The sequence below is a fragment of the Rhizobium leguminosarum genome, from assembly GCF_001679785.1.
In the GTDB taxonomy this organism is placed as follows: Bacteria; Pseudomonadota; Alphaproteobacteria; order Rhizobiales; family Rhizobiaceae; genus Rhizobium; species Rhizobium leguminosarum_R.
In genome coordinates this window covers 2,615,450-2,628,050 of sequence record NZ_CP016286.1, presented here as the reverse complement: position 1 = coordinate 2,628,050, position 12,601 = coordinate 2,615,450, and the positions used below count along the sequence as shown (strand labels likewise).

Below are 12,601 nucleotides of genomic sequence, written 5' to 3'. Positions count from 1 at the left end.
AATTAGCGATCGTCCATCAATGCCCGCGCGACAATCGCGTCGACGAATTCGCGTTTATGTGCGGTATAACCGTCGCCGTCCATCCGGAATTCGGCCGCCAGCCTGCGTTTGAGTGCGGCATAATCGGCCGCCGCATGTGGATGCGCGATGAGATAATCCCGGAAAGCCAGCCTGTTTCGATGCGTGCCATTGCCTGCCGGGCAAAGGTAGACCCGTTCCGCCGGCACTGAAGCTCTCGATAAAAACGCTCAGACTTCGTCGTCATAGCGGTTGCCGCGCGGCTCATAGCCTTCGGCCAGAAGCACGCGTGTGGCGTCCTCGATATGCCCGAGGCCGGGAAGAACGATGTCGATATCGATAAGCGGTTTGGCGATCATGCCTGGTAGGGACGTGCTGCCGATGTGATCGATGGAGAGCGCCTGCGGCAGCAAGGCCAGAAGCCTGCCGCGGATGCGCTGGAAGGCTTCTGGCCATTGCGGATCATAGGGCACGAGCTCAACCGGATTGTGCGTTGCCATCTCGTTCCCGCCAGGTCGAATATCGATGATAGTCCTGCAGCCCCTTGACCAGCGCGTCGAAGGTGGCACGGCAGCGCGGCGAAGTCTTCAGGCTCTCATGCATCGCCACCCAGGTGCCGAGCGGTATAGCGAAGGCATCAGGCAGGACGTGCACCAGATCAGGGTCCTCGCGGGCAAGTCCGATCTGGCAGAGACCGATGCCGACGCCAGCGCGGATCGCCGAAAGCTGGGCAAGATTGCTGTCGGTTCTGTAGGAGAATCTGATGTCGGGCACCGCATAACGTTTCATCGCGATGCGGACATAGGCCGTCTGTCGGTCGAAGCCAATGAGCCGGTGGTTTGCGAGGTCAGACAGGGTTTGTGGTATGCCGTGTCGTTCGAGATAGCGGCGATGGGCATGAAAGCCGAGCGGGATATCGCCGATGCGGCGCACGACGAGCGCGGCTTGCTGCGGCTCTGCCATGCGCACGGCAATATCGGCCTCGCGGTTCACCAGGTCCTCGATCATATCGGATGCCGAGAGCTCGATCTGCAGTTCGGGATAGGTCTCCTGCAGCGGTCCGAGAATCCCCGGCAGCACTTCGACGGCGATGACCTCGCTGGCGCTAACCCTGACCGTTCCCGCCACGCGCTCGCGCTGGCCGGATGCGGTGCGCAAAAGGGCGGCGGTAGTTGCCGCCAGCGTCTCGGCATAGGGCTTCAAGGCCAGTGCGGCATCGGTCGGCAGCAGGCCGTTCGGCGAGCGGGTGAAAAGTTCGGCGCCGATCGCCAGTTCCAGAGCGTCGACGTGGCGGCCTATGGTTGGCTGGGTTAGCCCCAGTTCGCGGGCGGCCGCCGAAAGCGACCCCTGCTGAAGCACGGTAAGAAAACTGCGGTAGAAATCCCAACTCGGCTCCATGTTCATACATTTTTGTATAACAGATGTATTTCTTTCGTCAATTTCGTTTATGCCATGCTGATGGCATGATCCTCTCATCCGATGGAAGGAGATGATTGTCATGAGCAGCGAAATGAAGATGACGGCCCTTATTCTCGGCGCGACAGGCGGTATCGGCGGCGCGGTTGCCCGCAAGCTGGTTGCGCGCGGCTGGCGTGTCCGGGCGCTGAACCGTGACGCCGCCAAGGCGTCGAGGAGCGAGCCGGCTTTCGAATGGGTGCAGGGCGATGCGATGAATGCGGGCGACGTCCTGAGGGCGGCCGAAGGTGTCGGCCTGATCGTCCATGCCGTCAATCCGCCCGGCTATCGCGACTGGGAAACGCTGGTGCTGCCCATGCTCGACAATACCATCGCCGCTGCTCGCGCTGTCGGCGTGCGCATCGTGCTGCCGGGCAACGTCTATAATTTCGGTCCCGACGCCCTACCGGCGCCGACGGAAGAAAGCCCGCAGCATCCGGTGACTAAGAAGGGGACGATCCGGGTCGAAATGGAGAGGCGGCTGAAGGCCGCGTCGCAGTCCGGCGCCGGCGTCATCATCGTCAGGGCGGGGGATTTCTTCGGCCCAGGCACGACGGCCAATAGCTGGTTTTCGTCTGGTCTCGTAACCCCAGGCAAGCCGGTCGGCACGATCAGGAACCCGGGTCGGCGCGGTGTCGGTCATCAATGGACCTACCTGCCAGACATGGCGGAAACCATCGCCCAGCTCATCGAGCGGGCCGATCGGCTGCCGGCCTTCACCGTCTATCATATGGAGGGCTTCTGGGATGCTGATGGCATGCAGATGGCCGAAGCGATCAAGCGCGTTGCCGGCGGTAAGGCAAAGATCGGCAACTTCCCCTGGTGGATCGTGCCGCTTGCTGCACTCTTCGTGCCCGTGATGCGGGAAATCAAGGAGATGCGCTATCTCTGGAAGGTGCCGGTGCGGATGAGGAACGACAAGCTTACGGCCGAACTTGGCAAAGAGCCGCAGACACCGATCGACGAGGCGGTAAGGGCTTCGCTCGTGGCACTCGGCTGCCTGCCCGAACCGCATCGTGACACGGCGGACGCCCTGATCGGGCACTTGTCGCAGAACGCGGGTTAGCTCTCGAGTTCGGCCAGCGCGATCCGGGCGACCGTCAGGGCCGTTTCTGCCTGCTGAATATTCGGATCGCCGAGGAACCAGGCGGCGGAAAGACCGGAATAGGCTACGATCCACTGCAGCAGCCGCTTCGGCTCCAGCTTCGCCTCCGCGGAGACGATGGCCAACTGGCGGCGGAAACGGGCGGGATCGGTGATGACAGGCAGTTCTTCGTTGGCGAAGATATTGGCGAAATCGAAGCCGCGCTCGCCGTACAGCCGCTTCGGATCGATGGCCAGCCAGCCGCGCGCCTCGAAATCGAGGATATTGTCGTGGTGGATGTCGCCATGGAGGATGGTGACATCACGCTGATCGGCAACGAGAACGTTTGCGATCGCCGAGCAATCGGCAAGCGTGCCGCCATGCTTGCCTGCCGCCGGCTCCAGATCACGGAACCAGCGGGTAAGGGAGATGGGATCGGGAAGCGGTTTATCGCGCGGCGCATGCAGCCGGGCCGCGGTGCGGCAGAGGATGCGGCTTGCCTCATCGTCCTCGCCGTTCATGGCCATGGCAAGCAGCGAGCGTTTTCCCGTCGCCCTTTCGAGCAGCACGGCATCGCCCTCATGAGCATACACATAGGCTGCCCCGTCCCCCTCCCACCACTGCATCAGAAGCGCGCCGTATCGTTCGTCGATATCGGCCGCCACTTTCAGCATGGCAGGCCTGTCCTGCCAGAGGACCGGCAGCAGGCGGCTGGAGTGGGTGATGATGGGCTCGCCGTCTGCTATGAGCGACCAGCGATCAAGATAGGGAGCAAACATGGCGGCACCCTACAAAAACCCGCCGAAGATGGAAATCCCGCCTTTCGGCGGGATTCGCATTCGCGTGTGAAGGGTCAGGCGACCTTTTCGAGAATGGGATAGTCGATATAGCCCTTGCCGGTGCCACCATAGAAGGTCGACTGGTCGGGCGTGTTGAGTGGCAGGTTGTGTTCCAGGCGCTCGACGAGATCGGGATTGGCGATGAAGGGCTTGCCGAAGGCGACGAGATCGGCGCGGCCGCTTTCGACAGCGTCGATCGCCAGACCGCGATCGTAACCATTGTTGACCATCCAGTCGGCCTTGCCGCCGGCCTTTTCATAAGTCTGGCACAGCGCCTTGTAATCGAAGGAGGGGTTGTTGCCCTGCTTGTAGTCGCGGTCGCCGCCGGTCTGGCCTTCGATGATATGGATATAGGCGAGCTCGTATTTGGCCAGTCCTTCGACGACATGGGTGAAGGTCGCCTGCGGATTGGAATCGTAGCTTTCGCCTGATGGCGTCACTGGCGAGATGCGGATCGCCGTGCGGCCGGCGCCAATTTCCTTCACCACGGCATCGACGACTTCGAAGGTCAGACGGGTGCGGTTTTCGATCGAGCCGCCATATGCATCAGTACGGTCATTGACGCCGTCGCGGATGAACTGGTCGAGCAGGTAACCGTTGGCGCCGTGGATCTCGACACCGTCGAAGCCGGCGTCGATCGCCGCCCGGGCAGCCTTGCGGTAATCCTCGATGATGCCGGGGATTTCGGCGGTTTCGAGCGCGCGTGGTTCGGAGGTGTCGGCAAAGCTGCCGGTGCCGTCGGCATTGACCAGATAGGTCTTGGCCTTGGCGATGCGGTTGGTCGAGGAAACCGGCTTGCCGTCGTTCGGCTGCAGCGTCGTGTGCGAGATGCGGCCGACATGCCACATCTGGACAACGATCTTGCCGCCGGCTGCGTGAACGGCGTCGGTGACGCGCTTCCAGCCGCCGAGAGCCTCTTTGCTGTAGAGACCAGGCACATTGGCATAACCCTGGCCTTGATGGGTGATCGCGGTTGCTTCGGTGATGATCAGGCCAGCGGTAGCGCGCTGGCGGTAGTATTCGACGTTGAGGTCGTTGGGGATTGCGCCCGGCGAGCGGTTACGGGTGAGCGGCGCCATGACGATTCGGTTCTTGACTGATATGTCGCCGACTTTGGTGGGTTCGAAAAGCTTGGCCATGATGGTCCTTTCTTTGCGGGAGGATCACTCGGCAGGGGCGAGGGCGGCCCGGCCCCTGGCGGAGAGATAGGTGAGCGCCGTCGCGCCGAGGCCGATCAGGGCCATCAAGGCCGCGGCGAGCGGAACGCGGGTGAGATCGAAGCCGGCGTCGATGACCAGGCCGCCCACCCAGGCACCGAGCGCATTGCCGGTGTTGAAGGCGCCGATGTTGATCGTCGAGACGAGGTTCGGTGCGTTCTTGCCGAAGCCGACGACGCCGACCTGAAGCGCCGGCACGGCGGCAAAGCTTGCCATTGCCCAAAGGAAGAGGGTGATTTCAGCCGGGATGAAGAAGCGGCTCGTATAGCTGAAGGCGATCGAAGTGATGGCGATCGCGGCGAAGACGCCGGCAAGCGTCGCGCCGAGCCGCCAATCGGCAAGCGTGCCGCCGACGAGGTTGCCGATGGTCAGCCCGAGGCCGATCAGGAACAGCGTCCAGGTGACACCTTCCGGCGACACGCCGGTGACGTCGCGCAGTAGCGGCGCGATATAGGTGAAGAGGGCGAACATCGAGGCGGCGAAGAAGACGGTGGTGGAGAGCGCCAGCCACAGGCCGCCATTCCTGAGGGCTGCGATCTCGCGCAGGATGCTGCCGCTTTCTTGCTGCTTGTCCCTGGGCAGGATGGCGATCAGGCCGAGAATGGTGACGATACCGATGACGGTGACGACGCCGAAGGTGGCGCGCCAGCCATAGGCCTGGCCGATCGCCGTGCCGAGCGGCACGCCGAGAACATTGGCGAGCGTCAGGCCGGTGAACATCAGCGCGACGGCGCGGGCCTTGCGGTCTTCGGCAACGAGGCCGGCGGCGACCACCGAGCCGATGCCGAAGAAGGCGCCGTGGCAGAGTGCTGTCACGACACGGGCGATCATCAGCACCCAGTAGTCGCTCGCCAGAGCGCAAAGCAGGTTGCCGGCGATGAAGAAGGCCATCAGCGCAATCAGGGCGGTGCGGCGCTTCAGCTTCGCAGTCGAAATCGCCATCAAAGGCGCGCCGACCGCGACCGCCAGGGCATAACCGGTCACCAGCCACCCGGCCTGCGGGATGCTGACCGAGAGATCGGCTGCGACCTCCGGCAACAGACCCATGATGACGAATTCGGCGGTGCCTATCGCAAGCGAGCTCAAGGCAAGAACGAGGAGAGCGAGGGGCATTCTAAAGGTCCTGCGTCAGTTGCTTGAGGAAGGCAGCGATGGTTTCTTCGTTGCGCTTGTAAAAGATCCACTGGCCGACGCGTTTGGTGGTGACAAGACCGGCACGATGTAGCGTGCCGAGATGGGCCGAGACCGTCGACTGCGACAGGCCGCAGCGCTCGAACTGGCTGGCGCAGACGCCCATTTCGAAAGGATGCTCCTGTGAGGGGAAATGCTCCTCGGGGTTTTTCAGCCAGTTCAGAATGTCCATCCGGGTGGGATGGGCGAGCGCCTTGATAATTTCGTCTTTGTCCATCGTCGTTCGCCGAATTATAAATCGTGCCTGACCGATATATCGATCGTCGAACTTCGATATGCAAATCACGGAGCCGCGAGGCGATGGGTCTTGTTGAATGAGTAAATTTTAGGCAAAAAAAGAGGGCCACCGGAAAACCAGGGCCCTTATAATTGTGAAGGTCAAAAAACCTCCAGAGGGGAACAGCTAATGCGGTGGTACTGGGAGAGAAACCACAAGATGCATCAGCTGAGAAGGATATGGTGCTTCCTTGAGCAGGTTTCAATGCTTTTTTGTGCATGTCTGCTATGCGTCGCACAATTTTTTTGCGGTGCGGCATTTCGCTGAGGAAGAAAGGCAAAAAAAGAGGGCCACTGGAAAACCAGGGCCCTTATAAGTGTGAAGGTCAAAAACCTCCAGAGGGGAACAGCTAATGCGGTGGAACTGGGAGGAAAAGCCACCATGTGCATCAGCTATGAGCGATATGGTGGTTTAATGTGCAAACGGCAACCCTCATTTGTGCATGCCAGTCATGCGTGTACTGCATAGTAACCGATTTATCAATAAAACCAGGCTCAAAAGTTCCAGTTTCTGGCTTTGCTGACGATGAAATCGCGGAAGGCTTTCAGCTTGGCGGCGTTCTTGATCTCGTCGGGATAGCAGAAATAGGTGTCGAAGGAAGGGACGTCGGCATTGATTGCCAGCTGAATCAGGCCTGGGTCGCGGCCGACGATGTAATCCGGCAGGCAGGCGACGCCGATGCCGAGCAGGGCGGCGCGCTTGATCGAGGTCTGGCTGTTGATCTGCAGATGCGGAATACGCTTGTTGTCGGACGAGCGGCCGGCGACCTCAAGCCAGTTGACATCGAGCAGGTAACTCGGTGCCGGCTCGCCGAAGGTGATGATGCGGTGATTGTCGAGATCCTCGACCTTCTGCGGCTCGCCGTGGCGATTGATGTAGGACGGGGCCGCATAGACGTGCATGTGCACGGTGAAGAGTTTGCGCTGGATGAGGTCGGATTGCTGCGGCTGGCGCAGGCGGATCGCGCAGTCGGCATGACGCATGTTCACATCCACTTCCTCATTGTCGAGGATCAGCTGGATCTGCACATCGGGATAGAGCTGCAGGAATTCCTGGATCTTGTCGGTCAGCCAGCCCTGGCCGAGGCCGACTGTCGTCGTGACGCGCAGCTTGCCGGATGGCGTCTCGGTCGTTTCGGTGAGCTGCATCTTCACGGTTTCGAGCTTCAGCAGCACGTCATGGGCGGTGCGGTAAAGCAGCTCGCCCTGTTCCGTCAGAATCAGGCCACGCGCATGGCGGTGAAACAGCTTGGTGCCGACATCCTGCTCCAGCGCGCTGACCTGGCGGCTGATGGCGGATTGGGACAGATGCAGTTTATCCGCCGCATGCGTGAACGAACCCGCCTCGGCAGCTGCGTGAAAAATACGCAGCTTGTCCCAATCCAATGGCATTCCCCCACCCCTCATGCCGATCTTACTCCGCGGCCACGGCGACGGGCATGTGGCCCGTCAGATATCGCTCGGCTTCAAGTGCAGCCATGCACCCCAGGCCGGCGGCAGTGATCGCCTGGCGGAACGTATCATCCGTCACGTCGCCCGCGGCATAGACGCCGTCCAGGCTGGTCGCAGTCGAATCCGGCGCGGTCCAGAGATAACCATTGTCCTTCAGCTTCAGCTTGTCCTTGAAGAGCTCGGTTGCCGGCGCATGGCCGATAGCGACGAAGACGCCATCGATCACCATCTCCGTGATCGTGCCGGTTCTGACGTCGCGCAGGCGCGCTCCGGATACGGATTGCGGCATCGGCGGCTTGGCCGGCGTGCCGGTAATCTCAGCCACTTCGGTATTCCACAGAACCTTGATATTGTCCTTGGAGAACAGGCGTTCCTGCAGGATTTTCTCGGCGCGGAAGAAGTCGCGGCGATGCACTAATGTGACCGACTTGGCGATGTTGGAGAGATAGAGCGCCTCCTCGACGGCGCTGTTGCCGCCGCCAACCACGATCACATCCTTGTTGCGATAGAAGAAACCGTCGCAAGTGGCGCATGCCGAAACGCCGAAGCCCTGGAAATGCTGCTCGCTCTCGATGCCGAGCCACTTGGCCTTGGCGCCGGTGGCAATGATCAGCGTATCGGCGGTCCAGACCTGGCCGCTGTCGGTGCGGGCGACGAAAGGACGCTGATTCATGTCGACTTCGGTGACGAGGTCGTTGACGATCTCAGCGCCGACATGTTTTGCCTGCTGCAGCATCTGTTCCATCAACCAGGGACCCTGGATCGGATCGGCAAAGCCCGGATAGTTCTCGACATCGGTGGTGATCATCAACTGGCCGCCCTGTTCGAGACCGGCGATCAAAACCGGTTTCAGCATGGCGCGCGCGGCATAGACCGCGGCGGTATAGCCTGCGGGTCCGGAACCGATGATGAGCACCTTGGTATGGCGGGCGGGCATGTCATTTCCTTTCGACTGGCAGGAGGGCGGCGGCTAGATAGCGATTGCGGCCGTTTCGCGTCCCTGCGCCATTTATGAACGTCCAATGCTTTTATTCAAGGGCAGCCTTGCGTTACCAACAAGGCAAATCGGCCGGATGTGCAAGAATCCGTCATCGGCGTGAAACTTTCTTGCGTATTCCGCGGCTTTATATAGAAGCTCCCCGCGGAGAATTAAAGAAAGGCAATGATGTGGGTCGTGCGGAACTCGACGTCATCGATATAAAGATACTCCGGGAGCTGCAGGCCGACGGCCGCATGACCAATGTGGAGCTCGCCGATCGGGTCGGCATCTCGGCGCCGCCTTGCCTGCGCCGGGTGCGCAAGCTCGAGGAAGCCGGCATCATCGAGGGCTATCACGCGATGCTGAACAGCCCGAAGCTCGGATTCGACCTCGTCGCTTTCTGCATGGTCGGCCTCAAGCATCAGTCGGAAGGCAATCTCAAAGCCTTCGCCGCCGCCACGGCCGAATGGCCGCTGGTGCGCCAGGCTTGGATGGTTTCCGGCGACAGCGATTTCCTGCTGCACTGCGTGGCGGAGAACCTCACACGTTTCCAGGATTTCGTCATCGAGGTGCTGACGGCGAACGAACATGTCGATACCGTGCGCACCATGCTGACGATCCGGCAGGTGAAGAAGCTGGGACTGGTGGAGGTCTAACGCCACCTCGGCAGAGCAAACATCATCGCCAACTACTTGCGCGAGATGTAGCCGCCCCGATTGATTCCGTGGCGCTGGAGTTTGTCGTAAAACGTCTTTCTCGGAATGCCGAGCGCCTCGATGGTGCGGCGGACGTCGCCGTCATTGGCCGACAGCGCATCGCGGATGATCTCCGCCTCGTAGCGCTCCAGCCGTTCGGGAAGCGTCGCATCCGTCGGCTGCGGAGCGACTGCTGCCGTTCCTCCGCCTTCCACGCCAAGCACCACGCGTTCGGCATAATGCGAGAGTTCGCGGACATTGCCCGGCCATGGGTGCGAGGCGAGATACTGTCGCACATCCGGTGAAAGCGGCGGGACATCGCGACGGAAGCGCTCGGCGGCGCGAGCGGCGAAGTGGGAAAACAGCAGCGGAATATCGTCGCGGCGTTCTCTCAGCGGCGGAATGGAGATCGTCACGACATTCAGCCTGTAATAGAGATCCTCACGAAAATCGCCGCGCACCGAGGGATCCCCAAGGTCGATCTTGGCCGCCGCGACGACGCGAAGATCAACCGGGCGCACCTCATTGGTGCCAAGCGGCGTGATCTCGCGCATCTCCAGCACCCTCAGCATCTTGACCTGGGTGGCGGCCGGCATGCTTTCGATCTCGTCGAGGAAAAGCGTACCGCCGCTTGCATGTTCGATGCGGCCCGTGCGGCGCTTCTGGGCGCCGGTAAAGGCGCCGGCCTCGTGGCCGAACAGCTCGCTTTCGATGACAGTTTCGGGCAGGGCGCCACAGTTCAGCGCGACGAAATTGCCTCTCCGGCGGTGGCTCCACTGATGCAGGAGCTGGGCAACCACTTCCTTGCCGCTGCCCGTTTCGCCGGCGACGAGCACGTCCACATCGGTATCGGCGATGTGGCGAAGAATGTTTCTGAGGTTTTCCATGACAGGCGTCTGACCGATCAGCGGCAAATTCTCCTGCGCATCTTCGGCTGCCTTTCGCAGCATGCGGTTCTCCAGAACAAGCCGCCGCTTCTCGCTTGCGCGACGCACGCTCTGGACGAGCCGATCGGCTGCAAAGGGCTTGGCGATGAAATCATAGGCGCCATCCTGGATCGCCTGAACGGCCATGGGAATATCGCCGTGGCCGGTCATCAATATCACCGGCAGGTCGACATCCATCCCTTGCAGCGTGGCGAAGAGCTGCAGTCCGTCGATCTCCGGCATGCGGATATCGGTGACGACGGGGCCGGCAAAGTCCGCCGGCAGTTCCGCCAGCGCGGCTTTCGCGCCGTCATAGGCGGAAACGGAAAATCCGGCGAGTTCGAGCGTCTGGGCGGTGGCGCGGCGCAGGTCCTTGTCGTCGTCGATCAGTGCAACAGGCATCAGTGTGTCCATGACCTTAAGCCTTCCTCAGCTGAACGATGAACCTGGTTCCGCCACTGTCGCTTGCAACCTCCATCCGGCCGCCGTAGTCGCCGACGATTTCCTTGGAGATCACCAGGCCGAGGCCGAGGCCGCTTTCCTTCGAAGTATTGAACGGCGTGAACAAGCCTTTGCGGATCTCCGGCGGGATGCCGGGACCGTTGTCGGCGACCGTCACCGTTACCATCCCTGCATCGGTGGATGTTCTGACCTCGACGCGACCCTCTCCGGCCTTCGGCGCCACCGCCTCAAGGGCGTTTTGAAGCAGGTTGATGAGCACCTGCTCGAGACGAATCCGGTTTCCCATCACCTGCAGTTCGGCGGGCGGCAGGTCGATGTCGAGCGTATCCATGCGGCCGGCAAACCGGCTGCGCAACAGCATCACCGCGCCCTCGATGACGTCCTTCAATCCGGTTGGTTCGGCGCTGCCTCGGCCTTTGCGGGCAAAGGTCTTCAGTTCCTCGGTGATCGAACCTATGCGTTCCGTCAGCGCCGCGATGCTTTCGAGGTTTTCGCCGGCAGGCGCCGTCTGGCCGCGATCGAGGAAGGTGCGGGCGTTATCCGCATAGGCTCGAATGGTTGCCACCGGCTGGTTGATTTCATGGGCGACGCCGGCTGCCACCTGACCCAGGATGGCCAGCCGGTTGGCCTGCACCAGGTCCTGCTGCACCGCCTGCAATTTCTGCTCCGTGCTCTTGTGGCCGATGATTTCAGCCTGCAGCCGGTCCCGCGCTTGGCTGAGATCCAGCGTCCGCTCGGCGACGCGCCGTTCCAGTTCCTCCCGCGCCCGCTGTTCGCTGGAGATTCGCAGGGTGATCACATGGCGACGGCGCAACAGGAAGGCTGTTCCAGCCAGCAGCGGCAGGAGTATCAGCAATGCCAGCATGCGGGCTTCGCGAATCCCCGCATCGACGGATGGTCCGAGTGCGACGAGATGCTGCAAATGCCAACCGGTCGCCGGCACCGACGTTGCGACATCGAGAAACCTGGTTTTCCCGGCATCGCCGGGCATGACGATCCCGACGACATCGAGCCCGTCACCGAGGTTTCGAACCATGTCGAGCGGCAGGGGTTGAAGCGGCGCATCGCCGAATTGAAGGCTTTCGCGGATCGCCGTCAGCCGGTCCTCGGCGATCCGGCCGATCGTCATGAACCGCCACGACGGAATACTGGTGATGAGGACAATGCCGCGCTCGTCAACGACGTAGGACGGGGTGTTCGAGGCATTCCAATCCGCCTCGACGTCGTCGAATTCGACCTTGACCACGACGACGCCCAGCAGGCCATTGCCGCCCGAAATCCGCTGGGAGATATAGAGGCCCGGCTTCTTGCTGACCGTGCCGAGCGCGAAGTGCTCGGCCTGTCCTCGTTCGACCGCCCCCTGAAAATACTCGCGGAAACGATAGTCATTGCCGACGAAACTCGTCGGTTCGCGCCAGTTGCTGGCCGAAACCGCCATGCCGTCCTTGTCGATGACATAGATGACGGCAGCCTTCGTGCCCGCCGCCAAATTTTCCAGCTTCTGACTGAGGCGCTCGAACGCGCCGGCATCGTTTCCCGCCAGTGCGGCGGCGAGTGCCGCGTCCTGCGACAGCACGAAGGGAAGCGCCCGGTATTTTTCGAGAACCGTGCGCAGCAAAGCCGCATTCAGCCTCGAATCCATGCGGGCCTGTTCCTCGAGGGCAACCTCCGCACGGTGCCGACCGATCTCGCCGCTGGCCCATAGGCTTGCCACGACAGCGAGGAGGGCGAGCACGGCGTAGACCCACCACATCCGGCGGATGCGGTGTTGCAGGGGCAGCGAAGGCCACAATTTCTGCGACACGGACATGGCAGATTTGTGCATCTTTCTGCACGAAACGCAAATGGATTTGTGCGGATTTCCGCATTGTTTAATGAGCCATTAGAAGCCCCGTAAATTTTTCCTTAATAAATTCAATCTGTTGGATGGTCGGCGCAAAACTGGCACGGCGATTGCGAAGAACCTGGGCAACAACGGCTGAGCTGTTGGACTTGAAGCGAACGGCT

11 protein-coding genes and 1 pseudogene are annotated in these 12,601 nt (G+C 61.4%); 2 read left to right on the top strand and 10 right to left on the bottom strand.

The annotated features are described in order from the left end of the window. Positions 1-2: 2 nt before the first annotated feature. Both BA011_RS13135 and BA011_RS13130 read right to left on the bottom strand, forming a co-directional pair. Positions 3-518 (bottom strand): annotated as a pseudogene (locus tag BA011_RS13135) (GrpB family protein). Next, entirely contained in the window at positions 496-1,422 is a 927-nt protein-coding gene (locus tag BA011_RS13130) for a LysR family transcriptional regulator (RefSeq protein ID WP_065280792.1), read from the bottom strand. The pseudogene BA011_RS13135 and the gene BA011_RS13130 overlap by 23 nt, the downstream one beginning before the upstream one ends. Before the next feature lie 94 nt (positions 1,423-1,516). On the opposite strand from BA011_RS13130, the gene BA011_RS13125 reads away from it, so the two are divergent. Then, positions 1,517-2,539: an NAD(P)H-binding protein gene (locus BA011_RS13125; protein ID WP_065282527.1), complete on the top strand. Its 1,023-nt coding sequence runs from the start codon at positions 1,517-1,519 to the stop codon at positions 2,537-2,539. Here the strand turns inward: BA011_RS13125 and BA011_RS13120 are convergent. The 6 genes from BA011_RS13120 to trxB form a co-directional block, all read right to left on the bottom strand. Beyond that, positions 2,536-3,336: an aminoglycoside phosphotransferase family protein gene (locus BA011_RS13120; RefSeq protein WP_065280791.1), complete on the bottom strand. Its 801-nt coding sequence runs from the start codon at positions 3,334-3,336 to the stop codon at positions 2,536-2,538. The genes BA011_RS13125 and BA011_RS13120 overlap by 4 nt on opposite strands. A gap of 74 nt (positions 3,337-3,410) precedes the next feature. Next, positions 3,411-4,535, bottom strand: coding sequence for an alkene reductase (locus tag BA011_RS13115; protein ID WP_065280790.1), 1,125 nt, complete (start codon positions 4,533-4,535; stop codon positions 3,411-3,413). A 24-nt stretch (positions 4,536-4,559) separates the two neighbouring features. Then, on the bottom strand, positions 4,560-5,726 hold the full coding sequence (locus BA011_RS13110; RefSeq protein ID WP_065280789.1) for an MFS transporter: 1,167 nt from the start codon (positions 5,724-5,726) through the stop codon (positions 4,560-4,562). A gap of 1 nt (position 5,727) precedes the next feature. Continuing rightward, positions 5,728-6,021, bottom strand: a complete 294-nt coding sequence (locus BA011_RS13105; protein ID WP_011652911.1) for an ArsR/SmtB family transcription factor — start codon at positions 6,019-6,021, stop codon at positions 5,728-5,730. 554 nt (positions 6,022-6,575) lie between these two features. Further along, positions 6,576-7,472 (bottom strand): LysR family transcriptional regulator VtlR, encoded by an 897-nt coding sequence (locus BA011_RS13100; protein ID WP_018446649.1) that lies wholly within the window; start codon positions 7,470-7,472, stop codon positions 6,576-6,578. Positions 7,473-7,494: 22 nt separating this feature from the next. Beyond that, positions 7,495-8,469 carry a thioredoxin-disulfide reductase gene (gene trxB, locus BA011_RS13095; protein ID WP_065280788.1) on the bottom strand — a complete coding sequence of 325 codons (975 nt, stop codon included), beginning with the start codon at positions 8,467-8,469 and terminating at the stop codon, positions 7,495-7,497. A 230-nt stretch (positions 8,470-8,699) separates the two neighbouring features. Between trxB and BA011_RS13090 the strand changes: the two genes are divergently transcribed. After that, positions 8,700-9,167, top strand: coding sequence for an Lrp/AsnC family transcriptional regulator (locus BA011_RS13090; protein ID WP_003541645.1), 468 nt, complete (start codon positions 8,700-8,702; stop codon positions 9,165-9,167). 32 nt (positions 9,168-9,199) lie between these two features. Here BA011_RS13090 and BA011_RS13085 read toward each other — a convergent pair whose 3' ends face one another. Next, positions 9,200-10,546, bottom strand: coding sequence for a sigma-54-dependent transcriptional regulator (locus BA011_RS13085; RefSeq protein ID WP_065280787.1), 1,347 nt, complete (start codon positions 10,544-10,546; stop codon positions 9,200-9,202). A 4-nt stretch (positions 10,547-10,550) separates the two neighbouring features. Then, positions 10,551-12,419 carry an ATP-binding protein gene (locus BA011_RS13080; protein ID WP_065280786.1) on the bottom strand — a complete coding sequence of 623 codons (1,869 nt, stop codon included), beginning with the start codon at positions 12,417-12,419 and terminating at the stop codon, positions 10,551-10,553. Between the last annotated feature and the right edge of the window lie 182 nt (positions 12,420-12,601).

Coding starts and splice junctions, on each gene's coding strand:
- BA011_RS13130 (WP_065280792.1), bottom strand. CDS start 1,422: ATGAACATGGAGCCGAGTTGGGATTTCTACCGCAGTTTTCTTACCGTG.
- BA011_RS13125 (WP_065282527.1), top strand. CDS start 1,517: ATGAGCAGCGAAATGAAGATGACGGCCCTTATTCTCGGCGCGACAGGC.
- BA011_RS13120 (WP_065280791.1), bottom strand. CDS start 3,336: ATGTTTGCTCCCTATCTTGATCGCTGGTCGCTCATAGCAGACGGCGAG.
- BA011_RS13115 (WP_065280790.1), bottom strand. CDS start 4,535: ATGGCCAAGCTTTTCGAACCCACCAAAGTCGGCGACATATCAGTCAAG.
- BA011_RS13110 (WP_065280789.1), bottom strand. CDS start 5,726: ATGCCCCTCGCTCTCCTCGTTCTTGCCTTGAGCTCGCTTGCGATAGGC.
- BA011_RS13105 (WP_011652911.1), bottom strand. CDS start 6,021: ATGGACAAAGACGAAATTATCAAGGCGCTCGCCCATCCCACCCGGATG.
- BA011_RS13100 (WP_018446649.1), bottom strand. CDS start 7,472: ATGCCATTGGATTGGGACAAGCTGCGTATTTTTCACGCAGCTGCCGAG.
- trxB (WP_065280788.1), bottom strand. CDS start 8,469: ATGCCCGCCCGCCATACCAAGGTGCTCATCATCGGTTCCGGACCCGCA.
- BA011_RS13085 (WP_065280787.1), bottom strand. CDS start 10,546: ATGGACACACTGATGCCTGTTGCACTGATCGACGACGACAAGGACCTG.
- BA011_RS13080 (WP_065280786.1), bottom strand. CDS start 12,419: ATGCACAAATCTGCCATGTCCGTGTCGCAGAAATTGTGGCCTTCGCTG.